Here is a 25,405-nt window from a genome sequence, read left to right as displayed (position 1 = left end):
CTCCCGTAACGAAGCAACAACTATCGCTAAGAGGTTACGGGAAGCATGAACACCGACACTATTCCTACAAAAGGCTATATCAGACGCTTCCGCCTGGCTGAATTGCTGGGCGTTAGTGTATCCACCATCGACCGTAAAGTAAGAAACGGTTCACTACCACGTCCGGTAAAGCTGGGAGAAAAAATAACTGCGTTTGATGCGGTTGAGATTCACAACTGGCTGGCAGAACGCCGCGGGAAGGTGGCCTGATGGAAAAGAAAAACCGCCCATTACAGGCGGCTAATTCAGATATTCGCGTATCTGATGTTACGCCCCTGACAAAATCCCTTCAAGCACCAAAGCGCACACCGAAAAAGCATCGTGCCAGAGTCTATATGCTGCGTACTGGTATAGAGGGATGGACAGAAAATGACATTCTTCGCTACTGCCGTCTGTCTTCTGGTCGTAACTATGCAACAGAGTTAGAACGCCAGCTTGGAATCACTCTGGAGCGTATCGACGAAAAGAATCCTGATGGTATCGGAACACACCTTCGCTACCGTTTCTCCTGCCGTGGTGATGTTCTGAAAGTGATCACTCATGTTAACCATCTTGCGAACATAAATGATCACAACGGACTTTCTCAGCAGGAAATTGCCGACATTCTGAAACTCTACCCGAACGCGTTTAACGCCGCCTAACGGAGACTGAAAATGAACATCGAAAAAAGCAGATTAATTTCTGAGGCCGCCCCTCATCTGAACGCCTCTCTGGGCACAATTAACGGTAATGAATTTGCCGCAATTGTCCCGGTTATTCCTGGTCATATCGGTGGGCGTGAAACCAATATTGTTAGCGCAAAAGCGTTACACAAAGCGTTGGGCGTGGGAAAAGACTTCTCTACATGGATCACTGATCGCATCTCTGAATATGACTTCACCATTGGGCACGATTACTCAGTCCATAAAACTATTTCCCCAAATTTGGGGAAAATCCCGAATGGCGCGGCTTACAGCAAGATTAAGCAGTCTGGCAGACCCGGCAAAGACTATCTGTTAAGTGTCGGAATGGCGAAAGAACTGGCAATGATCGAACGCAATGATCAGGGGCGCGCTATCCGCCGTTATTTCATCCAGTGCGAGGAAGAATTACAGCGTAGCGTGCCTGAAATCGCCGCCCGCTATCGTCGCCAGCTAAAAGCCCGTATCAGTGCCGCAAACAACTTTAAGCCAATGTGCGATGCGCTGAATATGGCCCGTGCCGAGATGGGGAAAACGACGCAGCAACACCACTACACAAACGAGAGCAATATGATTTCTCGTATCGTTCTTGGTGGGCTAACTGCTAAGCAGTGGGCGCGGATAAATGGCTATTCTGGCGAACCTCGCGACCATATGAACGCAGAACAGCTTGAGCACCTCTCATATCTCGAAAGCACCAATATCACGTTAATTGATATGGGCATGGAATATGAGCAGCGCAAAGGAGAACTCACCCGCCTGTCGCAACGCTGGCTCGCCAAGCGTCTGGAGGCGCTCAATGTCTAAGCCAACAGGAATACCACAACCACAAAAACGCTACAAAGATGCCCACGGAGCACTCGTTACTGTCGAAAGCGTGTCTCACAACCGAGTGACGTTTTATCGCGACGGGTATCAATCGCCATGCGTACAACCGCTGGCGCGTTTCATGAAGGAGTTCGCGGAGGTTAACCAATGATACCCGTCCAGAAGAAGACATTTTCACTGGCTGGTATGTCGCCAAAATCCAGCAATATGACGGCAAAGTCAGGCATTAATACAGCAGATACAAGCAAAGTTTATCATTTGCTGGTGGTCGGAACGGATGCCTTAACCATACCAGAAATCTCGGGCGATGATATTAGCATTGAGAAGGTCAGCGGCTGCGCCAGAAAATTTCTGGTCGTAGATGATGTCTTCCGCTCGTGTAGTGACTCCACAAAAACCTTCGTCCATGCGCGTGACGTTAACGAAATGAGCGCGATGTATTGTGCATCTGGTGCTTCCAATAGTGAGTTTTCGGAGTCCATAAAAAAGAGCTTGCCGTTATGCGGCAACACGGTTTATGGTTATAAGGCACCTCATAAAACGGGTGCCGGGATTGGCCTCCCGCTGACAATCGAGGCGATACATGACGCGCCAGCGTCTTTTTTTGTATCGGCGCACACGCACACCTTATCAATGGTGGGCTGTATGGGGCTACCTTCGGGTAGGCTGGTTTCCTTGATTGCCAGTAAGGCCAACTCCGTACAGTCCACCGCCAGCAAGATTGGTCTCTTGGGCGGTGGCTATAAACCATCAATCAAGGAGGCTGCCACATGCTGGCTACTACCCCTACCCAAAAACCGCAATTTATCTGGATTATCGCCGCAGTTCGCCGCGATTGCCCGACAATTACCGCCAAAATTCATCATATTGCTGCCGAGTCTGAACGCGATGCTCGCCGTTCTCTGGTGCGCGATCACGTCTGCTTTTTTGCTGGTCGTATCCGCATGGAGGTGGCACATGATTAAAACCTACGATGTGCATATGGATCCCCTCGAACGCACAAGCCAGATCATCACACTGACAGAAGTGATTAACGACATTCTGGTGAGCAACTCTCCCTCACGAGACGAAAGACTGAAGGCGTTACTCGCGATATTGGATCTCGCCGTTCGTGACGTTCATTTCCTGCTGGAAGGTGGCGAAATGCCAGTAAAAACGGGGGCAACCAATGAATAACTCAATTAATACCCCTCGCCTTACGTCCGCACTTCAATTAATCGAGCAAGCAGCGGCTGTCCTGGTTGCTGTCAGTCTTTCGGCTGAAGAAATGGACGCTGCTGATGTCGTGGATGCGATTAAAGCGTGCTCATCTTTGGTTAACGATGCCCGTGCCGAGCTGGTAATTCTTGGGGGTGAAAAATGAATATCAACTTAATTTATCGTCATCCGTGTGAGCTGGAAATTGAATCATTGCTGGGGCGCGAAGAGCCATATCCAGACACATTCACTCCCGCAGATTGCGCGACTGAACGGCTTACCAGAGCGCGCACAGGTCTGGTTCATGTGATGAATGAGATTGTTCCCTCGGTGGGAGGGGAACAGGCGACAGTAATCAATAGCTGGCTACAAAAAGTTACCTCCCTGATAGATATCGGTTTAATCGATGTGGAGAGTGCGAAATGACCAACATCCAGCTCATTGAAGCGCAATGTCGCATCGAACAGGTTCAGACTGTTTTAGGGTTCTGGCTTGAAGGGGCCAGCCCCAGCAACAGAGACAAGTTAATGATTGGCGCGGTTATGTCACTGCTCAATGGCGTACCAGAAGCTATTCAGGAAGCAGACGAATTGTTGGGCAAATATGAGTTACAGAATCATTCAGGCGAGGCGAAACATGAATAATTTCTTAACTTTCCATGCAGAAGCAACGCCTGACGGCGTAAACATCATGCACCGCAGCAACGATGGCATGACAGAACGCGTTGAGACCGTCTCATATATTGATGCCGTAAATCGTCTGGATGCCGGGGATTATGACGATAAACCAGATGAAGGCATGTTTATACATCTCGCTATTGCCAGTGGCGGCAACCAGGGATATTTCGATTACACATCACAGCATCACGTGATTATGTGGCGCTGGCTGATAGCAACAGCATTCATCAATGAAATGAGAAAGGAAAACGGCACCGTCAGCATTATTGATGACAGTGGCAATCATTCCGTGGTTTCTGTTTATTCCAATGGCATCGTCGCCATGCCGCTGTATCCAGTAGCAGAGCGCCTCGCTATGGCAAACAACATTGAGGGCGCAATGATCGAGAAATATGGTGTTGATGTCGGAACAAAGAATGCCATCATTTTTTACAGCAACATGTTCGATGTCGAACAGGGAACACTCACTTCGTTTGGGCGAGAAGTGCTTGCCGATCTTCACAACAGCTTTATTGCCGAACTAAACGAAAACGGCATCCCAGAAGCACCAGTGACGCACTAAACGGGGGCCAGAATGCGAAACATTGATCTTATCCGTCAGGTTATCAGTGCGTCTGAAAACAACTGGCCTCATGTGCTGGGCTGCCTGAACATAAATGTCCCTGACTCTCCGCGCCGTCATGCTCCCTGCCCTGCATGTGGGGGCAAAGATCGATTCCGGTTCGATGACAACGGGCGCGGTAGCTTCATCTGTAATCAGTGCGGCGCTGGTGATGGGCTGGATTTAATTAAACGCGTAAATAACTGCGACACAACAGAGGCGGCGCTTCTTGCCGCTGATGTTCTGGGTATTGATTACCGGACAACGGAAACACCAGAAGCCACCAGCCAGAAACGGGAACAACTGGAAACCGAGCGCCAGCGACGCGAACAGGAGCGCCTGAAAAGGGCAGAGAAGGACGAACAACAAAGACGGGATACGTTTTCCCGTCAGTTTGATGACATGCGCAGAAAGGCTGTAAACGGCAAATCTGATTATCTGGTTGCGAAAGGGGTAGGTGATTTTACATTCCCCGTGTTGCCCGATGGATCTCTGTTGCTGGCGCTGGTGGATAAATCCGGCGCAGTCACAGCAGCACAGACTATTACCCCACATGGTGAAAAAAGACTCCTGACAGGTTCGGCAAAGCGGGGGGCATATCACGCCATAAACGCACAGAAACGACCTCACAGCATCATAATTGCTGAGGGGGTGGCTACCGCCCTGTCGTGCCATTTAATTCGCCCTGACGCAATGACAGTGGCAGCAATCGACGCTGGCAACCTGTTGCCAGTAGCGGAAGTCATGCGCAGAACATATCCGCAGGCACAAATAATCATTGCCGCAGATAACGATCACCAGCAAGGAGACTCAGAAAGTGGAGGGATCAACACGGGGAAAGATGCCGCAGAGAGGGCCGCTATTTCCGTAGCTGGCTGGGTGTCTCTGCCACCGACTGACTATAAAGCCGACTGGAACGACTATCACCAACAACACGGGCTGGCGGCAGCCACAGCAGCATTTAAAGATTCGATGTACCAGCCACGGGGGAAAGGGGCGCAGGTGAAAAATCACAAACAGTCAGTCGGGGCGCTGAATGAGATCAGTTCTGGCGAGGTGTTAAGCGATGATGAAATTGCTGTCCTCGAAGAAATCAACCGGACGTTTACGCATGTCACCATCGGCGGGAAACACAAGGTGGTGTCGCTAAAGCCTTCTCAAACCGGCGGTGTATCGCACGTTTTCGAGGATTTATCACAATTTCAGCATTATTTTCATCATAAACCGAGAGTCGCCAGAAAGCTGGCGGGATCGGCGTGGCTGTCATGGAGTGGGAAGAACTACAAGCCAGGAGGCGTAGGATTTTATCCAGTACCAGACAAATGCCCTGACGATGTTTTTAATCTGTATGAGGGGCTGGCACTGGAACCAATTGAAGGAGATTGCACGGTATACCTTAATCACCTGTTGCAGGTTGTCTGTGCCGGTAATGAGGAGGCATACCAATATCTTATCCAGTGGATGGCGCACATTATCCAAAAGCCTGATGAAAAACCGTCCGTGGCAATCGTGATGAAATCTGTCCCGGGCACAGGGAAAGGCACAACGGTTAAACCGCTGCTGCAAATACTGGGGCAGTACGCCGCCCACATTAACGGGGCGGGACATATTTCAGGGCGCTTCAATTCAATACTTGCTAACAAGCTACTGGTATTTGCTGACGAAGTGACGATCCACAAGCCGTCTGAAGCTGACAGACTTAAAGCGATTATTAGCGAACCGACGTTTAACCTTGAGCGCAAGGGAATTGATGCTGAACCAATGCCGAATTTTGCCCGGTTGATATTTGCCAGTAACAGCACACAGGTATTACAGGCAGGGATAAGAGAGCGTCGCTATCTCGTGCTTGAGCCATCTCCTGAAAAAGCACAGAGTCGGGAGTATTTTGATCGGCTGTACAGTTGGCTTAATGATGGCGGTGCCGCAAAGTTGCTTTGGCATCTTAAAGGGGTGGATCTCTCAGGTTTTGACCCTCAACGAGCGCCACAGACCGATGCCTTACGTGAAGAAATCTTGCTGGGGCTGTCTGGCGTTGAATTGTTTCTTTATGGCGAGCTAATCAATGAACCTCCGTTTAATGGCGAAGTCCGTTTGTTTGCAAAGGATATGGTTAGTCGATTTGTAGCGTGGTCGCTTGAGCGTGGGGAAAAGCTTAAAGAGCCAGCAGCCAGATCACTACTGGGTAAATCACTTGCACAAATGGGGCTGGTGAAGCATGGAAGACCAGACCGAGGGAATGGCGTGTTCTACGAACTACCAGAGGTCGGAGTTCTACAGGCTGCGTTTGCCCGTCTGATCGGTATGGGGGGTTATGATGTTTTTTAATATAGTCTTTTTACAAGAAGATCGTTTTTACCTGTACCACCTATACCACTTTGCTAATTCAGTATTAAAAACAGTGCGTTATAGTGGTACAGGTCAATATCTTACCTATACCAGACCTGTACCACCTATACCATTAACAAACGCATTTCTTCTGGCTGGCTGAGAGGAAACAACCAATGATGAGCACACCATTTTACAAAGTGCGCCAGTTAGCTTCTTCCTCTGGCTGGCAGCTACGGTTTGAGGGGCGTTCAGACTGGCTACCCATTGCGGCATGGGCGAATGTTGAAATGTGTATTGACGGCGATACCGTTGAAATCATTATTCCCTGCGTGGCAAGTCGGGACGGCTGTATAGAGCCAACAGATATGGCAGCAGAAATCAGAGAGGTAAAACATGAACAATAACTATTGCATACTGCAGGGAATGACCAGAACGGAGCGCGAAGAATTAAAAAGTTTCGCTACACAGTGCGGGAATGCTGGCGACATCCAAAGTCTGGAACGCACTTTAATTATGATTGCGCACTGGATGCGCCAGGGGCAAAGAGTTTCATTTACTGAATATGCCAGCCAGTGGACAGAGGCACAGCGCGAACGGAGCGACGGTAATCACTCAACACCCGAAATGACGAAGCAATGGCCTTTCAGTGGTAAAAGCTGTATCAGTCCCGGTGGTTCAGATTATTACCCTGCTGGTGTGGGAGATGAGCCATGTTGTGACGAAACTGAAATCCGCCACGCAGTGACAGTAATTACCGCTGAATACCCACAATTTAACCTTGACGGACTGGCGCTCCACAACCGGAATGCGGACTGGGAAAACCCGCTTGATAACCCGTCATTTATCGTATCGGCGAAAAGCTGCCTGAGATGGATCAGAGACAACGGGATGAGTAATGCCCAGATTGAGAGCTTCCCGCAGGATAACCCCACATCTGACACGTTGAAGCATGAAGTGGAGCGATATAACCAGATAAACCACCAGCACAGTGATCACCCGCACTATATCCCCAACGGAGCATTTATTGCGGCGATGGTGGCAAGCGGCTACAAGGTTAAGCCAGCGGGAAGAATGAACGCATTTTTCAATATTTCAAAAAAGGGATTATGTGCTGCTATGGGTAAAAATTAAATAAATGGTACAGGTCTGTACAGGTGGGGAGAGGTCATTTTTACCCACCTGTACCACCTGCAGGCCGCGCCACACAAGGGTTTGTGACATGGTGGTACAGGTGGTACAGCAAAAACAGCGATTTTCTTTATAAGGTATGTTTTGCTCATCTGGCAGACGGAGGTATTCGCTGCGGTTTGGCACATAGCCCAGAACAGCAAAGAGTTTTACGAGACTTTTGTAAAATCCAGTGTACAAGGGCGTGACGTTTTTGAAGGTGAGCACTACGAAATTTTCGTAGTTCAAAAAATAGCCTCTGAGATGTTGTTATGCCTGTTCAGCAAACCATCCGCATAGCTGATCGCGAATCAAATTACCAATGGAGCCAGAAGCAAGGGCAGAACTGGAAAGCGCCTGCCGTGAAGAGTAATGCGACTCCATAAATATAGTTTTTAGAGTCCATAAAAAAACTGTCAAAACCTGACATACAGAACGATGCCACCAGCTACTGAACGGTGGCATTTTTTTGTGCTATTTGTTTCATATTTTGCAATCACAATGATGAATGTTGCGTTTTATGAAACTATAATGACTGTTGTTTTATACAGTTATAAGGGGGCGTTATGGCTATTTCAGTAAAGCCAGTATTGATAAGTGAGAAGCAAATGGAAGCGATAAAGAAAATTCAGGAGGAGCAGCGTAAAAAATCAGAGGTAGGAGTTGCGCCAACGATCCACGAAATTGCTCGGGGATTAATGGATAAGGCGCTGGCTTACACTTTAACTGGACGTGGGTAAATTTATGGCTACGTGGCAACAGGGTATTAATTCTGGTGGTTTTCTGGCTGGCATCGGTGCGCAAAATGAGAATGCGCCAAAGGCAAGCGACATTAACGCAACGCTTGGTCTGATCCGCGAAAACAATGAGTTGGCTCGCTCAGGTGCAAATAACGTTGCTCTGACAGGTCTTCGTGGTCTGGCTGGAGTTGCTGACATTTATAAGCAGCAGCAACAGCAGGAACGTAAAGCGGCATTCCAGAAAGGTTATGCAGATGCTTATGCGTCCGGTGACAGGGAGCAGATGCGTAATCTTATTACAGCATTCCCAGAAGAGTTTGAGGAAGTCCGTAAAGGGATGAGTTATGTCGATGATGCTCAAAGGGATGATTATGGCAATCTGGCGCTCAAAGCACAGGTAGCCTCATCGCTTGGTCAGGGCGCATTTGGCAGGTTCATGATGGATAATGAGCAGGAGATGCGTCGTTTAGGTATCCCTCCAGAAACTATTGCTGAAATGCAGGTTAATGACCCGCAGGGCTTCCAGCATTTCGCAGGTAATCTGGCGCTGTTTTCTCTCGGTCATGAGAAGTATTTCGATATCAAAGATCAAATGGAAGGTCGTCGACTTGAGCAAGGGCGACTGGATGAAAGTATGCGTCAGGCTGACATGGAGAACGCGAGAGGATGGGCAAATATCCAGAACGCTCAACTAGACAGGGCTCAGCGAGCACAAATTCACTCAGATGAGATGGGATTGAAGCTAATGGAGCTGGGGCAAAAAGGTAAGCCGTCAGCAGACTTAATTAAGGGATTAAATTCTGACATTACCAATTTTGGCAAAAATTATAACTCTGTCAGAGCGGCGGCAAACTCTCTGCAAGCCCTTAGCAAGGTAAATACTGGCGCTGCCCAACTTGGGATTATCTTCAACTACATGAAATCTCTTGACCCGCAGTCAGTCGTTCGTGAAGGCGAACAGGTTCAGGTAATGCGGTCTGATGGCATATGGGGACAAATCAAAGGATACATAGACCAGCTTAATGCTGGAAACGGCCTGTCGCAGGAGGCAAAGGATAACATTGTTAACGCCGCAAAAATCAACGCCAATGCTATGGGGCAGCAGTTTAACCAGCAGGTTGACGAGTATCTCGATACATATGGAGAAACTATTCCTCAGGGGCTAAGAAAAAGCCTTGAAAGAAGGAAAGCGAAGCTATTTGACGATGTTTCCGGGCAGCCTACATCACAGGCTGGCACTGGACAGGCAAAAGCGGCAACCGGAGGAATATCAGAAGGCGCAACGGCAACCAACCCTAAAACTGGTCAGAAAATCATTTACAGGAACGGAAAATGGCAGCAAATGTAATCTTACCGGAAGGTTTTGTGCTCGATGAACAACCTGATAACTCACAGTTTCCTGATAGTTCACAGCTTCCTGATGGTTTTGTGCTTGATGCCCAACCAGAACAGCAGCAATCACCTTTGGTTTCACCAGAGGAAAATTCCAGACAGGAAAATGTTGTTAATAATGCTAACGGTTTCGACCGTTTTATGTATGGCGTTCTCAGTGGATTGATGGATGTTGGTAAAGGTGTTGGCCTGTTTCAGGATATGACACCAGAAGAGCAAGCCGCAATTCAGTCTCTACAGCAGAAGTTAGCGGCAAAACCATCAACCGCACAAGATGTTGGTGAGTTCGTTGGACAAGCAGCGCCATTTGTTAGTGGTGGTGGGATTATTTCTCAGGTTCCCAAAGGGGCGGCAAGACTGGCTGCCGCCGCAGGGCTTGGTGCTGGAGAAGGGGCTATTGTAGCCAATGGAACAAATAGCGATGTTGCTTCCGGCGCTGCTATTGGCGCTGTGGCTGGCCCTGTAGCCGAACTTGCTGGCCCTGCAATTAATAAAATAGCTGGGAAATTAACCAAGAAGAATGTTTCTTCGATTCCAGATATTGAGGGGATTAATCCTGCCGAAGAGAAAATTCGTAAGTTATCTGCACAAGGCAACCCAAATCTTGCCTCTTCGCTTGAAGGGCTAGATCTAAAACCTCAGAAAGAAATTGTTGAGGCTGCAAATAGGCTTCATGTTGATTCAGTTCTTCCTTCTCATTTATCAGGAAATGAGCAATACCAAGCTGTAGAGCAAGCCCTAAAGTCACGGACAGGATCAGCGTTAAAAGCTCAAGAAGATAAAGCAATAAGCGAATTAGCCTCTAGTGCTGGCAAGATAATCGATGATGTTGCTGGTGCGCCAGATGCGTTAGCTATGAGCGAAAAATATATTTATCAGATAAATAGTAGAATGGAAGCACTAAAAAACCGTAGTGATCAGTTATATAAACGTGTTGATTCCGCTCTATCACCAAGAACAAAAGTCGAAGCAAATAACACAAGCACTATGCTGGAAAAAATCGCTGATGATTTAGGAGGGTGGGATAATCTTGACCCAATAGAAAAGCGAGTTTTTACAGCAATAAACCCCGGCCCAGATAGCATCCTAACGTATGCAAATTTAAACAGGCAAAGGCGTTTAGTTGGTGATGCCCTAAATAAAAAGCAGGGGCCATACAAAGATGCTGATAAAGAAGCGCTATCAAGACTATATGGAGCTTTAGCTGAAGACCAAAAATCTGTCTTATCCAATACTGGATACTTGCGAGATTTCGAAGTCGCACAACGCCTTGTAGCTATGAGAAAAAACTTAGAAAGGCAAATGGTAAATCTTCGCGGGAAAACACTTAATGGGGATATAGCGTATAAAGTAACGAATTCTCTTCAATCTATGGCAAAAGGTGATGCGAGAGGGTTTCGTGAGATTATGCAAAATACTCCATCAAGAACATTGCGAAGGGAGCTAGTAGGAACAGCATTAAGAGATATGCTTTCCTCTGGGAAGCGTGGGGCCGACTTTAATCCATCTGGCTTTGCAGATTGGTGGCAAAACTTGCAACACAGTGGACAGCTAAAGACTTTGGCTGAACATTTGCCAAAAGAAACAATGAGCGGACTATATGATGTATACAAAGTTGCCAGAGCAATAAAAAATGCTAAAGCGCATGAAATATCTACTGGTAAGCTGAATGAGTTTGTAAACAGATTTAATCGGGTAACAGCTCCATACGAACTAGCAGCAAAACACATTCAAAAAATAGGCACGATGGTAGGCGCTCATTTTGGATCGCTTGGAGCCATTGCTGGGGCTGATATTGGAGCAAGATTGGCGAGTAAAGCTCGATTAGCTGGTGGAGCAGGGGCGGCTGATGCTGCGGATAAATTAATTGCCTCGCCAGCCTTCCAGAGCGCAGTAAAAAATCTACACGGAAAAGCGCCTGGGCACATTGTTGATTCACGTATCAGGCGCTCCCCTCAATGGAAGAGTTTTTTTAACTCTCTTCCTGAACAGGAAAAACGGACCATCGCCAGACTGGGCATCATTACTTGGCTATCTAATGATCCAGATAATGACTAGTGAATGGCCACGGATGGCCTCAATCTTTATTCTTTGAAATAGAGTCATTGATCTTTTCGAAACACCAATGAAATCCACAAAAGAGAGCTACACCAATATAACAATACAAAACTATCAACCACCTTTCAGTGTCCGAAGGGTAAAAAACATCAATTACATAAGCAACACCAATTGGTATTAATGCTAGTAATAACATCGACACAGGACGTACAAACTTCTGAACTATATCAATTTTATAGAACCACAAGGCGGTATGTTTAATGATATAAGTAAAGATGGCTGCGCCAATAATGGCAAAAAACACCATCGATAAAGTCGGGTATAACTTTGCGACAATTAAACCCAACAAAATAATTATAACTGCCTGCCCCCTCACACCAACCCTCCCTTTAGCTTTGTTTAGAATGGCAATCATCATATATCCAAGACATGGCATTTGGTACATAGCTTGGGTCGGGATTTCAAATCCGCTCCCAGTTGATGGGGCCGTTACAGTACGCGCATATCCGCTTTATGTGAAACAGGAAGATTTTTCTGATATCACTGCCACAGCAAAACACCAATTTCGAGACAAGTACGCGCACGATGGAGGGGAGTACCATAAAACTGTTCTCTACATAAGTCAGAGTGGTGGCGATGTGTTGATTATCGGCGTATATGCGCACAGGACGCGCTATGACAATGTTTTATGCGGGTACACCAATCACATGTATCTGGTGTGATAAATCGCGTTACATGACCTCTCATGTTGTGCTGGTGGTTATCACGACTTTCTGAATCTGGCCTTTGCCTGATATTTTGCGACAAGTACGCGCGCGTAGCATCGAAATTATCGGATGGCGTATGCTGCTGGCAATATGAAGACCGATAGTATTAACCGAAAAGCGATTAAGGAGTGCCAACTTTTCAGTAGAGAAACTAGCCAGCATAGGAAAATGTAGAAATTACCCAATTAATAGGTAAAAGTTATTGACACAGCCTGTAGTGGATAACGATATGAATAAAAACCACATATAGTGGTTTTTCGTGAGTGATGATAGTACCTATGTTAGTTTCCTAAGTAACTGTGCATTGACATGTGGATAACTTCGGATAGAGTTACACTCAACTGAGCCCGGCCCCCTGGCTTTATCTTGTCTTAGATGAGAAATTGTTATGGCCGGGCCTTCTTGTATCTGGAGGTAGGAAACCTTTTGTATGGCTGTTCCGGTTAAGGTTCATAAAGAATATGATGAACTTGTCGATTTATTGCTGTCTCGGGGTATGGATGTGCCAGATCGCGAACATGCTATCAAGAAAATCTCACAAGTAGGCTACTACCGATTATCAGGCTTTTGGTACCCCTGCCGAATCCCCCATATAACAACAGACAATATTAGAACCAGACTCGATCAGGTTCGTCCAGGTACTAATTTTCGCGCAGTATATGACCTCTATTTATTCGATAAAAATCTGCGTTTGCAGATGATGAATGCGTTAGAACGCATTGAGGTTTATGTTCGGTCAGTTATTGCTCATGAGCTTGGTAAGATATCTCCTTTAGCATATCTTGATGACTCGCTAATAAATCCAAAACACTTTAGACCACGTTCCCATGGTCGCCCAAGCGCCAGAGAAGAATGGATAAATAAACATAATGCCGAGATTGCTAAAAGTCGCGAAGACTTTATCAAATGGCATGAAAACAAGTACGAAGGTCTTCCTTTCTGGGTGGTTATTGAAGTGTGGGACTTCGGCTTAATGTCAAAGTATTATGCGATGCTAAAAGACAGCTATCGCAACAGGATACTATCTAGGCTAGGGATAGCGGCAGGCAATGGAGCTATCTTCCAAAACTGGCTTAGCGCAATGAATGTGCTAAGGAATCGGTGCGCTCACCATTCACGCATCTGGAACAAGGTCAACGAACCAAGATTAATGCCTTTGCCAAATGAGCCGTACTTTGAACAATTAAATATGAATGATGATGCGTACGAAAGAATGTACGGAATGATCGCTGTGTTATGGTTTTTAGTGAAAAAAATTGGACCGGGATCTGACTGGATAAAAAAAGTTGCCAACCTTGTAGATAACAAGCCTAACTTACCAGGATGTAACCTGACAGCCATGGGATTACCTGATAATAACGGTTTCCCAAGGCATTTATTTGATATTGAATAAATTATAGCGATGGCGCTGAATGTAGCGCCACTGATAACTTTTCAGCATTGCTTCCCTGACGCTTCCACGCGCTGTAAATATCTTTATCCCATGCCTTACCAGCTTTTGTTTGATAGCCTGCTTCATTGATCCGTTCAGCTATCACGCGCCCATTATCAAATCCCTGTCGGATGGTATCGGCAATGATCTTTATAACTGCCGTTTCGTTATATGGCTTTGGTGGGATGTTCGGCTTTCCGGCAATAAGCGACGCAGCGGCTTTTTCCATGCGCTCCACCAGCCCAAGCATTCGTGAATCAATAGACTTTTCCGGCTGTCCCAGCTTCATGCGAATCGCATCAACAAGCCAGGAGGTTTTATCCCCTCCAGAAGCGAGAACAGACCGATTAAACTCATCCTGCAATTCAGATGGGATGCGGAACGCGACCAGATTAGATTTGCTCATTGCAAAGACCATATCAGTGAGTAATATCCATACAGTATACCACTGTATAACACTGTTATACGCTCAAATATCAGCCAGAAAATAACGGACCAATCACAAAGCTATCGCTGTGTTGTTGGTTCAGAGCTGGGCTGTGTTGGTTCAAAATAATCTGAGAGGCAGAAATGATAAGGGACAGGAAAGCTGAAGAGCTGGAGTCAAAAGGGCTATACCGGAGAGCTGCCGCACGATGGGCAGAAGTCATGATGCTGGCAGATGGCGATAAAGAACGTGAACATGCAGCAAACAGACGATCTGAATGTATCCGTAAGGCGGCACGCCCACCAGCAACTACAGACAGATTCGGAGATTTAAGACAGGCAGTTAAGCGGACTCATTCGGCTCTTGGTATGGATGAGGAAGCGAGAGGGTACTTCAGGCGTTATCGCTATAAAGATTGCCAGAGACAGTAATGCTCTCTCTGTTTTGGCAAATTACCCCTCACTTTGAAGGGATCGGAGCTATAAAAATGGTTTTAGGTACATTCCTCAAATTGAGGATTGTGGGAAAACCAATGGGTTAGGCTTTTCCCCCAATGGGGGTTTTCGAAAGAATCAATGGGTTAGGTCATCGTGCAAATTTGCACTCTGCCAGCCAACGCATTTTTTCGTTGGCGGGAATATCAGGTAGTTACTGATTCTGCCGCCTCACAAGGATGCGAGAACCTTATAAAACCTAATATCGCAGAGCTTAATTGTGTACAGCAATTTCACGAGCAATACGCGCGCACAGGACAACGAGCCTGAACATGGTTACACACCTCAATCATGAGGGATGTAGGTAATGGCTTCAGGCCAAAGCAACCAAAATAGCTTCGGCCAGCGCGTAAAACGCTCTTGGTAGAAACTCGATGAACTGGATGATGAGCACAACACAAGAAGAATTGTGATTATCACAATAGAGGCAAAATTATGCCCACACCTTCAATTGCGCGGATAGCACCAGAAAAAACTGTGTACATAAGGGTGTACATAATCAAAAACCACATTAGAAAGAAACCAGCTACAATGCGGCATTGAAGCCAACACTCTACAAACAGATTCAATATCGAGTAAGCGACATATCTCCGTAGGCCGTTGTTAATTACAGCGGCGCTACGCATATAGTTTCGTCCTCATATTTATTTACTCCATACTTTTTCTAATGCATTTTACTTATCACAAAATCAGAAAAATGCATTCTTACTACAGAAAATAGCAATTTCACATAACTACAAATTATCAATCTATTCTCTCCTTAAAAAATCTCAATCGTGACAATGCGCACAAATCGCTACCCTTCCAGACAGATTTTTAGGGAGAGAACCATGCTGTTACACATTTTGTATTTGGTTGGCATTACTGCCGAAGCCATGACGGGGGCGCTGGCGGCCGGACGACGGCGCATGGATACATTTGGCGTAATTATTATTGCGACCGCCACGGCAATTGGCGGAGGGTCAGTGCGCGATATTCTGCTGGGCCACTATCCGCTCGGCTGGGTCAAACACCCGGAATATGTGATTATCGTCGCTACCGCTGCAGTACTCACCACTATAGTTGCTCCTGTAATGCCTTATCTGCGCAAAGTGTTTCTGGTGCTCGATGCGCTCGGACTGGTGGTATTTTCTATCATCGGCGCACAGGTTGCTCTGGATATGGGGCACGGCCCGATTATTGCCGTTGTCGCGGCGGTAACCACCGGCGTGTTTGGCGGCGTTTTGCGCGATATGTTCTGTAAACGCATCCCACTGGTATTCCAGAAAGAGTTGTATGCGGGTGTCTCATTTGCCTCCGCCGTGCTGTACATCGCGCTGCAACACTATGTTTCTAACCATGATGTGGTGATTATCTCCACCCTGGTATTCGGCTTTTTTGCCCGTTTACTGGCGCTACGTCTTAAGCTGGGATTACCGGTCTTTTACTACAGCCACGAAGGTCACTAAGGTTCAAAACCTGTGATCTGCTGGGCAGCCAGCCAACTGCCCAGCTTCTTGATTTGCGCATTTTCCTTCCATTCAATAACCTGTCTGGCGCGCCCCGATCCAGTCCCCGGCAGCTGCTGCCAGAACTGTTCCGTGCTAAATAAAAGTTGCGACCAGGACCGTTCATCACTGGCATTAAGCGCCGCCCGAGTTAGCGGTATTCCCATTGCCATCACCCAGCGAGTAAAAGGCTGCTGACGAGCCAGATTAAACTGATGCCATAACTGCGCACTTTTACTTTTCGCGATCCCCGGCGTGTTCTGTAATTGCTCTGGCGTTAATAAAAGCCAGGAAAAGATATGCTCAAAGCGATGAGTCTGATGCAGGGCGCGCCAGCCGGCCTCACCAATGCCATCAAGCCCCAGAACCTGTTTTGACCCCAGCCAGACTAAGCGTGAAATGAACTGTTCCTGACAAACATCAGAAGCAAAGTAGCAGGTCAACGAGTTAAAGCGGTTTTCTGGTGGTGTCGGTTTTGTACGTTCTGCTCCGCGCCAGACCACATCATCAATGCGAGGAATCCCCTGACCGGCAAGGCTGACGAGGATCTGATCACCAGGCGCAATATCCCACTCCTGCCAGCGCCTGACGGAACCAATATTCACCCGCTGGACTTTTTTATCATCCAGCATGACAGGTACAAGTGACGCAACCACCGATATTTTACCGCTCTTACCCACCGCAAACTGAATCGCCTTCACTTCGGCAACCTGAGCTACAGGTTGATATTTCCAGGCCACCAGCCACTCCGCCTGGCCCGGTAGCCAATGACGGGATTCGGGTTCTTTCGCCGCTCGCACAACCACGCCATCGGTGACGAAGGGTAATTTTGCTTTCCACCACTCATTGCGTACGTGCGCAACCTCATCAGCATTTTTAACCGCGCGGGTATACGTCTGCGTTAAAGTAAAACCTGCGGTAGCCAGATCCTTTAAACGATCGGTCATTAAATGCGGTCCATCCGGCCATGCCCAGACAAAAACAGCCAGTGAGTTTAGCGTATCGCTATTCCCCTGGCGCATCATCAGGCCAGCAACTTTTGCGCGGGCATTTATTCCCCCCATTTGTTGTTGGATATGCCCCTTACGCTTGAGAAATATTTCCCCCTGAAGCGTGCTGTTGGCTAAAGGCCCGCTAACGGTTTGCGGCACAGCGGAAATTAAGCGAACTTTCTGCGTCCAGTCCTCGCCTTTCAGGCCATTGCCGCGACTGATTGCTTTGTTCAGTTTCCCGTCCCGATAAACCAGGGTTACCGCAACGCCATCAACTTTTGGCTGCACCCAAAGATCGCTACGTTCGCGCATCCAAAGACTTAATGCGTTTTTATCCGCCATTTTGCGTACACCCGTATGGGCAACCGGATGCATAACCGCACCGTTTAAAGGCGGTATCATCACATCGCGGGTCTCGTTCCCAAAACAGCGTTGCCACTGCGTAAGACGGGCGCTTAACTGATCGTAAACACCGTCTTCCACCTCACTTTTCCCTTCCTTCCAGTAGTCATCGTCCCACTGTTTTATTTGCTGTTGCAGGCGGGAAATTTCTTCCTGTGCTCTGGCTGGCGACCAGGCCGGACAGACCGCCCACACCGATGATTGCCAGCACAAGATACTTATTAATATCGCCATCCATACTTTCATCATCACCTCCGCTGTAGATAGTCAGGCAGATATACAATGTGGTGAAGGCAAAGCCGAGTGGCAAAAACGGAGTCTGCGAGGACGCTTCCTGAGAATCGTCTTTATTGCAGTGAATCACAGGCAAATGCGGAAGCAGCTACGCAAAACGCAACAACTTTGCGCAAAAAGTGTGAGCAAGGGCTACGTCACATGGCCGCGCCGTGTATAATAAGCTCGTATGTAGGCTTTATTTCGCTAATCACATACGAAAGATACTCATGGCTCAAGGCACGCTTTATATTGTTTCTGCCCCCAGTGGCGCGGGTAAATCCAGCCTGATTCAGGCTTTATTAAAAACCCAACCGTTGTATGACACCCAGGTTTCTGTTTCACACACCACACGCCAACCGCGTCCTGGTGAAGTCCACGGTGAACATTATTTCTTTGTTAATCATGATGAATTTAAAGAAATGATTAGTAGAGATGCGTTCCTCGAACACGCAGAAGTTTTTGGTAATTACTATGGCACTTCGCGTGAGGCCATTGAGCAAGTACTGGCGACCGGTGTCGATGTTTTTCTCGATATCGACTGGCAGGGTGCGCAGCAAATTCGCCAGAAGATGCCGCACGCGCGGAGTATCTTTATTTTACCGCCGTCTAAAATCGAACTGGACCGCCGTCTACGCGGTCGCGGTCAGGACAGCGAAGAGGTCATTGCAAAGCGTATGGCGCAAGCTGTTGCAGAAATGAGCCATTACGCCGAATATGATTACCTGATTGTGAATGATGACTTCGATACCGCGTTGACCGATTTGAAGACCATTATTCGCGCCGAACGTCTGCGCATGAGCCGCCAAAAGCAGCGTCATGACGCTTTAATCAGCAAATTGTTGGCAGACTGAACCTGATTTCAGTATCATGCCCAGTCATTTCTTCACCTGTGGAGCTTTTTAAGTATGGCACGCGTAACTGTTCAGGACGCTGTAGAGAAAATTGGTAACCGTTTTGACCTGGTACTGGTCGCCGCGCGTCGCGCTCGTCAGATGCAGGTAGGCGGAAAGGATCCGCTGGTACCGGAAGAAAACGATAAAACCACTGTAATCGCGCTGCGCGAAATCGAAGAAGGTCTGATCAACAACCAGATCCTCGACGTTCGCGAACGCCAGGAGCAGCAAGAGCAGGAAGCCGCTGAATTACAAGCCGTTACCGCTATTGCTGAAGGTCGTCGTTAATCACAAAGCGGGTCGCCCTTGTATCTGTTTGAAAGCCTGAATCAGCTGATTCAAAACTACCTGCCGGAAGACCAAATCAAGCGTCTGCGGCAGGCGTATCTCGTTGCACGTGATGCTCACGAGGGGCAAACACGTTCAAGCGGTGAACCCTATATCACGCATCCGGTGGCGGTTGCCTGCATTCTGGCCGAGATGAAACTCGACTATGAAACGCTGATGGCGGCGCTGCTGCATGATGTGATTGAAGATACACCCGCCACCTACCAGGACATGGAACAGCTTTTTGGTAAAAGCGTCGCCGAGCTGGTAGAGGGGGTGTCGAAACTTGATAAACTCAAGTTCCGCGATAAGAAAGAGGCGCAGGCCGAAAACTTTCGCAAGATGATTATGGCGATGGTGCAGGATATCCGCGTCATTCTCATCAAACTTGCCGACCGTACCCACAACATGCGCACGCTGGGCTCACTTCGCCCGGACAAACGTCGCCGCATCGCCCGTGAAACTCTCGAAATATACAGCCCGCTGGCGCACCGTTTAGGTATCCACCACATTAAAACCGAACTCGAGGAGCTGGGTTTTGAGGCGCTGTATCCCAACCGTTATCGCGTAATCAAAGAAGTGGTGAAAGCCGCGCGCGGCAACCGTAAAGAGATGATCCAGAAGATTCTTTCTGAAATCGAAGGGCGTTTGCAGGAAGCGGGAATACCGTGCCGCGTCAGTGGTCGCGAAAAGCATCTTTATTCGATTTACTGCAAAATGGTGCTCAAAGAGCAGCGTTTTCACTCAATCATGGACATCTACGCTTTCCGCGTGATCGTCAATGATTCTGACACCTGTTATCGCGTGCTGGGCCAGATGCACAGCCTGTACAAGCCGCGTCCGGGCCGCGTGAAAGACTATATCGCCATTCCAAAAGCGAACGGCTATCAGTCTTTGCACACCTCGATGATTGGCCCGCACGGCGTGCCGGTTGAGGTCCAGATCCGTACCGAAGATATGGATCAGATGGCGGAGATGGGTGTTGCCGCGCACTGGGCTTATAAAGAGCACGGCGAAACCAGCACTACCGCGCAAATACGCGCCCAGCGCTGGATGCAAAGCCTGCTGGAGCTGCAACAGAGTGCCGGTAGCTCGTTTGAATTTATCGAGAGCGTTAAATCCGATCTCTTCCCGGATGAGATTTACGTTTTCACACCAGAAGGGCGCATTGTCGAACTGCCTGCCGGTGCAACGCCCGTCGACTTCGCTTATGCGGTGCATACCGATATCGGCCATGCCTGCGTGGGCGCACGCGTCGACCGCCAGCCTTACCCGCTGTCGCAGCCGCTTACTAGCGGTCAAACCGTTGAAATCATTACCGCACCGGGTGCTCGCCCGAATGCCGCGTGGCTGAACTTTGTCGTCAGCTCGAAAGCGCGCGCCAAAATTCGTCAGTTGCTGAAAAACCTCAAGCGTGATGATTCTGTAAGCCTGGGCCGTCGTCTGCTCAACCATGCGTTGGGTGGTAGCCGTAAGCTCAATGAAATCCCGCAGGAAAATATTCAGCGCGAGCTGGACCGCATGAAGCTGGCAACGCTTGACGATCTGCTGGCAGAAATCGGCCTTGGTAACGCAATGAGCGTGGTGGTCGCGAAAAATCTGCAACATGGGGACGCCTCCATTCCACCGGCAACCCAAAGTCACGGACATCTGCCCATTAAAGGTGCCGATGGCGTGCTGATCACCTTTGCGAAATGCTGCCGCCCAATTCCTGGCGACCCGATTATCGCCCACGTCAGCCCCGGTAAAGGTCTGGTGATCCACCATGAATCCTGCCGTAACATCCGTGGCTACCAGAAAGAGCCAGAGAAGTTTATGGCTGTTGAATGGGATAAAGAGACGGCGCAGGAATTCATCACCGAAATCAAGGTGGAGATGTTCAATCATCAGGGCGCGCTGGCAAACCTGACGGCGGCAATTAACACCACGACCTCGAATATTCAAAGTTTGAATACGGAAGAGAAAGATGGTCGCGTCTATAGCGCCTTTATTCGTCTGACCGCCCGTGACCGTGTGCATCTGGCGAATATCATGCGCAAAATCCGCGTGATGCCAGACGTGATTAAAGTCACCCGAAACCGAAATTAATGTTTTATGAACCCAACACGTTATGCACGCATCTGCGAAATGCTCGCCAGGCGGCAGCCTGATCTGACCGTCTGCATGGAGCAGGTCCACAAACCTCATAACGTTTCTGCGATTATTCGTACCGCAGATGCCGTTGGCGTACATGAAGTTCATGCTGTCTGGCCTGGCAGCCGGATGCGCACCATGGCTTCGGCAGCTGCGGGTAGTAACAGCTGGGTACAGGTGAAAACGCACCGCACCATTGGCGATGCCGTCGCTCATCTGAAAGGCCAGGGCATGCAGATTCTGGCAACCCATCTTTCTGATAACGCTGTTGATTTCCGCGAAATTGATTACACTCGCCCGACCTGTATTTTGATGGGACAGGAGAAAACGGGCATCACGCAGGAAGCGTTGGCCCTGGCGGATCAGGATATCATCATTCCGATGATCGGCATGGTGCAGTCGCTGAATGTTTCCGTTGCCTCAGCCCTCATTCTTTACGAAGCCCAGCGCCAGCGGCAAAATGCGGGCATGTACCTGCGTGAAAACAGCATGTTGCCGGAAGCCGAGCAACAACGCCTGCTGTTTGAAGGCGGCTATCCGGTGCTGGCGAAAGTCGCAAAACGCAAAGGTCTGCCCTACCCCCACGTTAATCAGCAAGGCGAGATTGAAGCCGATGCTGACTGGTGGTCCACCATGCAGGCCGCAGGGTAAGCGCGATGAAAGGTCGCCTGTTAGATGCTGTCCCGCTCAGTTCCCTAACGGGCGTTGGCGCAGCGCTTAGTAACAAGCTGGCGAAAATCAACCTGCATACCGTACAGGATTTGCTCTTACACCTTCCTCTGCGCTACGAAGATCGCACACATCTCTACCCCATCGGTGAACTACTGCCGGGTGTTTATGCCACGGTGGAAGGCGAAGTGCTGAACTGCAATATCTCCTTCGGCGGTCGGCGGATGATGACCTGCCAGATCAGCGACGGTTCCGGCATTCTCACTATGCGCTTTTTCAACTTCAATGCGGCAATGAAAAATAGCCTGGCGACAGGCCGCCGCGTGCTGGCCTATGGCGAAGCAAAGCGCGGCAAATATGGTGCGGAGATGATCCACCCGGAATACCGCGTACAGGGCGATCTCAGCACGCCAGAGTTACAGGAAACGCTCACGCCGGTTTACCCAACTACGGAAGGCGTAAAGCAGGCTACGCTGCGTAAATTAACCGACCAGGCGCTGGATCTGCTCGACACATGCGCCATTGAAGAACTCCTGCCGCCGGAACTGTCACAAGGAATGATGACGCTACCGGAAGCGTTGCGCACTTTGCACCGCCCACCGCCGACGCTACAGCTTAGCGATCTCGAAACCGGGCAGCATCCGGCACAACGCCGGCTGATTCTGGAAGAGTTGCTGGCGCACAACCTCAGCATGTTGGCGTTACGTGCCGGTGCACAACGTTTTCATGCTCAGCCGCTGAGCGCCAATGACGCGCTGAAAAATAAACTCCTCGCCGCCTTACCGTTCAAGCCAACGGGCGCACAGGCACGCGTAGTGGCGGAGATCGAGCGCGATATGGCGCTGGATGTGCCGATGATGCGTCTGGTGCAGGGCGATGTAGGTTCCGGTAAAACGCTGGTCGCCGCCCTCGCCGCGTTGCGTGCGATTGCGCACGGCAAACAGGTGGCATTGATGGCACCAACCGAATTACTCGCCGAGCAGCACGCCAATAACTTCCGTAACTGGTTTGCACCGCTCGGTATCGAAGTAGGCTGGCTCGCCGGAAAACAGAAAGGTAAAGCACGACTGGCTCAGCAAGAAGCCATCGCCAGCGGTCAGGTGCAGATGATTGTTGGTACGCACGCCATTTTCCAGGAACAGGTGCAGTTTAACGGCCTGGCGCTGGTGATTATCGACGAACAGCATCGTTTTGGCGTGCATCAGCGTCTGGCGTTATGGGAGAAAGGCCAGCAGCAGGGCTTCCATCCGCATCAGTTGATCATGACCGCCACGCCCATCCCCCGCACGCTGGCGATGACTGCGTATGCCGATCTCGATACCTCGGTGATAGATGAGCTGCCACCAGGCCGCACGCCAGTGACTACGGTCGCTATTCCTGATACCCGCCGTACCGACATCATTGACCGCGTGCGCCACGCCTGTATGACTGAAGGGCGTCAGGCGTACTGGGTTTGTACGTTGATTGAAGAGTCGGAATTACTGGAAGCGCAGGCGGCGGAAGCGACCTGGGAAGAGTTGAAACTGGCGCTACCAGAGTTGAATGTTGGCCTGGTACACGGACGGATGAAACCCGCCGAGAAACAGGCGGTGATGACATCGTTTAAACAAGGCGAGCTACACCTGCTGGTTGCCACTACTGTCATTGAAGTCGGTGTTGATGTACCCAATGCCAGTCTGATGATTATCGAAAACCCGGAGCGTCTGGGTCTGGCGCAGTTACACCAGCTTCGCGGGCGTGTAGGTCGTGGCGCGGTGGCTTCTCACTGCGTGCTGCTCTACAAAACGCCGCTCTCCAAAACCGCGCAAATCCGCCTGCAGGTACTACGCGACAGCAACGATGGTTTTGTGATTGCACAGAAAGATCTGGAGATTCGCGGCCCTGGCGAATTGTTAGGTACACGTCAGACGGGTAATGCTGAATTTAAAGTGGCGGATTTACTGCGCGATCAGGCGATGATCCCGGAAGTTCAGCGCCTGGCGCGACATATTCACGAACGTTACCCACAACAGGCAAAAGCCCTGATAGAACGCTGGATGCCAGAAACAGAACGTTACTCGAATGCGTAAAAAGCGGCGGTGAGAAGACCGCCGCTTCATCGGTTAACCGGCAAAAATCGGCAACATCAAATACAGCTTAATCACCAGCGCATTGACGATATCGATAAAGAACGCACCGACCATCGGCACGACCAGGAACGCCATGTGCGACGGGCCAAAGCGTTCAGTGATCGCCTGCATGTTGGCGATTGCCGTTGGCGTTGCACCGAGGCCAAAACCACAGTGACCCGCAGCCAGCACTGCCGCATCGTAGTTTTTGCCCATCATGCGCCAGGTAACGAAGATGGCGTACAACGCCATGAAGATGGTCTGTACCACCAGAATCGCCAGCATCGGCAACGCCAGCGAAGCCAGCTCCCACAGTTTCAGCCCCATCAGCGCCATCGCCAGGAACAACGACAGGCTTACGTTACCCAGCACGGATACCGCTCGCTCAAAGACGCGGTAAAAGCCCATCATTGACAGACCGTTGCTCAGAATCACGCCAACAAATAGTACACAGACGAAGGTCGGTAGTTCAAAAGCAGTACCAGCCAAAAGTTGCGCAACAATTTTCCCCACCGTCAGGCAGATAGCAATCAGCGCGATAGTTTCAATCAGCACCAGCGAGGTGATCATGCGGCCCACATCCGGCTTTTCGAACGCCGTCGGAACTTCCTGGTCATCCGGAATACCGTTCGGTGTGGTGGAGTGTTTCACCAGATAGCGCGCCACCGGACCGCCAATCAAGCCGCCCAGCACCAAACCGAACGTTGCACAGGCCATCGCCACTTCTGTCGCGTTGGTGAAACCATAACGTTCAATGAACAATTTACTCCATGCAGCACCCGTACCGTGACCGCCGGAAAGCGTAATAGAACCGGCCAGCAGCCCCATCAGCGGATCAAGCCCTAACAGGCTAGCCATACCAATGCCAATGGCATTTTGCATCACCAACAGGCCAACAACCACAATCAGGAAAACCCCCACCACACGCCCACCAGCTCGCAGACTGGCAAGGTTGGCGTTCAGGCCAATGGTGGCGAAGAAAGCCAGCATCAACGGATCGCGCAGGGACATATCAAAGTTGACTTCCCAGCCCATGCTTTTTTTCAGTATCAGCAGCGCCAGCGCCACTAATAAACCACCCGCAACAGGTTCCGGTATGGTGTATTTCTTCAAAAAGGAGACGGAATGGACCAACTTGCGCCCGAGCAGCAACGTCAGCGTTGCGGCAACAAGCGTTGCTAAAGTATCGAGATGAAACATAGTTACTCCTTTGTGTCCGCATCACTCTTTCATACTCGTCATACTTCATCGCGCATTTGCAGTAAGGCGAAATATGACGAGTATCGAGTCA

General features: G+C 49.3%; 27 protein-coding genes and 1 pseudogene. 24 read left to right on the top strand and 4 right to left on the bottom strand.

Going from position 1 to position 25,405, the window contains the following annotated elements; all coding sequences use genetic code 11:
- Positions 1-45: 45 nt before the first annotated feature.
- The 16 genes and pseudogenes from ACJHX4_RS09685 to ACJHX4_RS09610 all read left to right on the top strand — a co-directional run bounded on the left by ACJHX4_RS09685 (position 46) and on the right by ACJHX4_RS09610 (position 11,707).
- Positions 46-249 carry a helix-turn-helix transcriptional regulator gene (locus tag ACJHX4_RS09685; protein ID WP_001090781.1) on the top strand — a complete coding sequence of 68 codons (204 nt, stop codon included), beginning with the start codon at positions 46-48 and terminating at the stop codon, positions 247-249.
- Positions 249-680, top strand: coding sequence for a hypothetical protein (locus ACJHX4_RS09680; RefSeq protein ID WP_000412540.1), 432 nt, complete (start codon positions 249-251; stop codon positions 678-680). The genes ACJHX4_RS09685 and ACJHX4_RS09680 overlap by 1 nt, the downstream gene beginning before the upstream one ends.
- A gap of 12 nt (positions 681-692) precedes the next feature.
- Positions 693-1,526 carry an antA/AntB antirepressor family protein gene (locus ACJHX4_RS09675; protein ID WP_063073012.1) on the top strand — a complete coding sequence of 278 codons (834 nt, stop codon included), beginning with the start codon at positions 693-695 and terminating at the stop codon, positions 1,524-1,526.
- Positions 1,519-1,698 (top strand): DUF4222 domain-containing protein, encoded by a 180-nt coding sequence (locus ACJHX4_RS09670; RefSeq protein WP_000042975.1) that lies wholly within the window; start codon positions 1,519-1,521, stop codon positions 1,696-1,698. The genes ACJHX4_RS09675 and ACJHX4_RS09670 overlap by 8 nt, the downstream gene beginning before the upstream one ends.
- Positions 1,695-2,291 (top strand): annotated as a pseudogene (locus tag ACJHX4_RS09665) (ash family protein); the annotation flags it as partial. The gene ACJHX4_RS09670 and the pseudogene ACJHX4_RS09665, both read left to right, overlap by 4 nt.
- 26 nt (positions 2,292-2,317) lie before the next feature.
- Positions 2,318-2,512 (top strand): host cell division inhibitor Icd-like protein, encoded by a 195-nt coding sequence (locus ACJHX4_RS09660; protein ID WP_001304881.1) that lies wholly within the window; start codon positions 2,318-2,320, stop codon positions 2,510-2,512.
- A gap of 203 nt (positions 2,513-2,715) precedes the next feature.
- Entirely contained in the window at positions 2,716-2,910 is a 195-nt protein-coding gene (locus ACJHX4_RS09655; protein WP_001065738.1) for a hypothetical protein, read from the top strand.
- Positions 2,907-3,170 carry a hypothetical protein gene (locus ACJHX4_RS09650; protein WP_001024675.1) on the top strand — a complete coding sequence of 88 codons (264 nt, stop codon included), beginning with the start codon at positions 2,907-2,909 and terminating at the stop codon, positions 3,168-3,170. Before ACJHX4_RS09655 ends, ACJHX4_RS09650 begins: the two co-directional genes overlap by 4 nt.
- Positions 3,167-3,388 (top strand): hypothetical protein, encoded by a 222-nt coding sequence (locus tag ACJHX4_RS09645; protein ID WP_000181940.1) that lies wholly within the window; start codon positions 3,167-3,169, stop codon positions 3,386-3,388. The genes ACJHX4_RS09650 and ACJHX4_RS09645 overlap by 4 nt, the downstream gene beginning before the upstream one ends.
- Positions 3,381-3,983, top strand: a complete 603-nt coding sequence (locus ACJHX4_RS09640; RefSeq protein WP_001058739.1) for a hypothetical protein — start codon at positions 3,381-3,383, stop codon at positions 3,981-3,983. Before ACJHX4_RS09645 ends, ACJHX4_RS09640 begins: the two co-directional genes overlap by 8 nt.
- Positions 3,984-3,995: 12 nt before the next feature.
- The gene (locus ACJHX4_RS09635) at positions 3,996-6,347 is read left to right on the top strand and encodes a DUF5906 domain-containing protein (protein ID WP_053286447.1); all 2,352 of its coding nucleotides are present in this window, start codon (positions 3,996-3,998) and stop codon (positions 6,345-6,347) included.
- 176 nt (positions 6,348-6,523) lie between these two features.
- Complete coding sequence (locus tag ACJHX4_RS09630; protein WP_000987941.1) at positions 6,524-6,754, top strand: hypothetical protein; 231 nt, start codon at positions 6,524-6,526, stop codon at positions 6,752-6,754.
- Positions 6,744-7,481 carry a hypothetical protein gene (locus ACJHX4_RS09625; protein WP_063073011.1) on the top strand — a complete coding sequence of 246 codons (738 nt, stop codon included), beginning with the start codon at positions 6,744-6,746 and terminating at the stop codon, positions 7,479-7,481. Before ACJHX4_RS09630 ends, ACJHX4_RS09625 begins: the two co-directional genes overlap by 11 nt.
- A gap of 602 nt (positions 7,482-8,083) precedes the next feature.
- The gene (locus ACJHX4_RS09620; RefSeq protein WP_001018522.1) at positions 8,084-8,257 is read left to right on the top strand and encodes a hypothetical protein; all 174 of its coding nucleotides are present in this window, start codon (positions 8,084-8,086) and stop codon (positions 8,255-8,257) included.
- Positions 8,258-8,261: 4 nt separating this feature from the next.
- Positions 8,262-9,605, top strand: coding sequence for a phage DNA ejection protein (locus tag ACJHX4_RS09615; protein WP_000246976.1), 1,344 nt, complete (start codon positions 8,262-8,264; stop codon positions 9,603-9,605).
- Complete coding sequence (locus ACJHX4_RS09610; RefSeq protein ID WP_063073010.1) at positions 9,590-11,707, top strand: hypothetical protein; 2,118 nt, start codon at positions 9,590-9,592, stop codon at positions 11,705-11,707. Before ACJHX4_RS09615 ends, ACJHX4_RS09610 begins: the two co-directional genes overlap by 16 nt.
- Before the next feature lie 19 nt (positions 11,708-11,726).
- Here the strand turns inward: ACJHX4_RS09610 and ACJHX4_RS09605 are convergent, their stop codons facing one another.
- Positions 11,727-12,122, bottom strand: a complete 396-nt coding sequence (locus tag ACJHX4_RS09605) for a hypothetical protein (protein ID WP_001363070.1) — start codon at positions 12,120-12,122, stop codon at positions 11,727-11,729.
- A gap of 782 nt (positions 12,123-12,904) precedes the next feature.
- Between ACJHX4_RS09605 and ACJHX4_RS09600 the strand changes: the two genes are divergently transcribed.
- Positions 12,905-13,867 (top strand): Abi family protein, encoded by a 963-nt coding sequence (locus ACJHX4_RS09600; protein ID WP_000290520.1) that lies wholly within the window; start codon positions 12,905-12,907, stop codon positions 13,865-13,867.
- Position 13,868: 1 nt separating this feature from the next.
- Here ACJHX4_RS09600 and ACJHX4_RS09595 read toward each other — a convergent pair whose 3' ends face one another.
- On the bottom strand, positions 13,869-14,312 hold the full coding sequence (locus ACJHX4_RS09595; RefSeq protein ID WP_001426181.1) for a hypothetical protein: 444 nt from the start codon (positions 14,310-14,312) through the stop codon (positions 13,869-13,871).
- 164 nt (positions 14,313-14,476) lie between these two features.
- Here ACJHX4_RS09595 and ACJHX4_RS09590 point away from each other — a divergent pair, with 164 nt between their 5' ends.
- Together ACJHX4_RS09590 and ACJHX4_RS09585 are read left to right on the top strand one after the other, a co-directional pair.
- Positions 14,477-14,764 (top strand): PerC family transcriptional regulator, encoded by a 288-nt coding sequence (locus ACJHX4_RS09590; protein ID WP_053286444.1) that lies wholly within the window; start codon positions 14,477-14,479, stop codon positions 14,762-14,764.
- Between the two features lie 893 nt (positions 14,765-15,657).
- A complete protein-coding gene (locus ACJHX4_RS09585) occupies positions 15,658-16,275 on the top strand; it encodes a trimeric intracellular cation channel family protein (protein WP_000924289.1) in 618 nt (205 codons plus the stop codon).
- Here ACJHX4_RS09585 and ligB read toward each other — a convergent pair.
- On the bottom strand, positions 16,272-17,954 hold the full coding sequence (gene ligB, locus ACJHX4_RS09580; RefSeq protein ID WP_001296534.1) for an NAD-dependent DNA ligase LigB: 1,683 nt from the start codon (positions 17,952-17,954) through the stop codon (positions 16,272-16,274). The genes ACJHX4_RS09585 and ligB overlap by 4 nt on opposite strands.
- Positions 17,955-18,211: 257 nt before the next feature.
- Between ligB and gmk the strand changes: the two genes are divergently transcribed.
- From gmk to recG, 5 genes are read left to right on the top strand one after another with little or no spacing between them, the layout of a single operon-like run.
- Positions 18,212-18,835 carry a guanylate kinase gene (gene gmk, locus ACJHX4_RS09575; protein ID WP_001295237.1) on the top strand — a complete coding sequence of 208 codons (624 nt, stop codon included), beginning with the start codon at positions 18,212-18,214 and terminating at the stop codon, positions 18,833-18,835.
- 54 nt (positions 18,836-18,889) lie between these two features.
- A complete protein-coding gene (gene rpoZ / locus ACJHX4_RS09570) occupies positions 18,890-19,165 on the top strand; it encodes a DNA-directed RNA polymerase subunit omega (protein ID WP_000135058.1) in 276 nt (91 codons plus the stop codon).
- 18 nt (positions 19,166-19,183) lie between these two features.
- Positions 19,184-21,292, top strand: coding sequence for a bifunctional GTP diphosphokinase/guanosine-3',5'-bis pyrophosphate 3'-pyrophosphohydrolase (spoT, locus tag ACJHX4_RS09565; protein WP_000280473.1), 2,109 nt, complete (start codon positions 19,184-19,186; stop codon positions 21,290-21,292).
- A 6-nt stretch (positions 21,293-21,298) separates the two neighbouring features.
- Complete coding sequence (gene trmH, locus ACJHX4_RS09560; protein ID WP_001070179.1) at positions 21,299-21,988, top strand: tRNA (guanosine(18)-2'-O)-methyltransferase TrmH; 690 nt, start codon at positions 21,299-21,301, stop codon at positions 21,986-21,988.
- A 5-nt stretch (positions 21,989-21,993) separates the two neighbouring features.
- Complete coding sequence (recG, locus tag ACJHX4_RS09555) at positions 21,994-24,075, top strand: ATP-dependent DNA helicase RecG (RefSeq protein WP_000678405.1); 2,082 nt, start codon at positions 21,994-21,996, stop codon at positions 24,073-24,075.
- Positions 24,076-24,108: 33 nt separating this feature from the next.
- Here recG and gltS read toward each other — a convergent pair whose 3' ends face one another.
- Positions 24,109-25,314: a sodium/glutamate symporter gene (gltS, locus tag ACJHX4_RS09550; protein ID WP_000468826.1), complete on the bottom strand. Its 1,206-nt coding sequence runs from the start codon at positions 25,312-25,314 to the stop codon at positions 24,109-24,111.
- Positions 25,315-25,405 lie beyond the last annotated feature (91 nt).

Origin of the sequence: Escherichia sp. WS2035, assembly GCF_046487065.1 — a bacterium.
In the GTDB taxonomy this organism is placed as follows: Bacteria; Pseudomonadota; Gammaproteobacteria; order Enterobacterales; family Enterobacteriaceae; genus Escherichia; species Escherichia coli.
The sequence above is the reverse complement of the archived record's forward strand: the minus strand, read 5'-3'. Positions and strand labels throughout refer to the sequence as shown.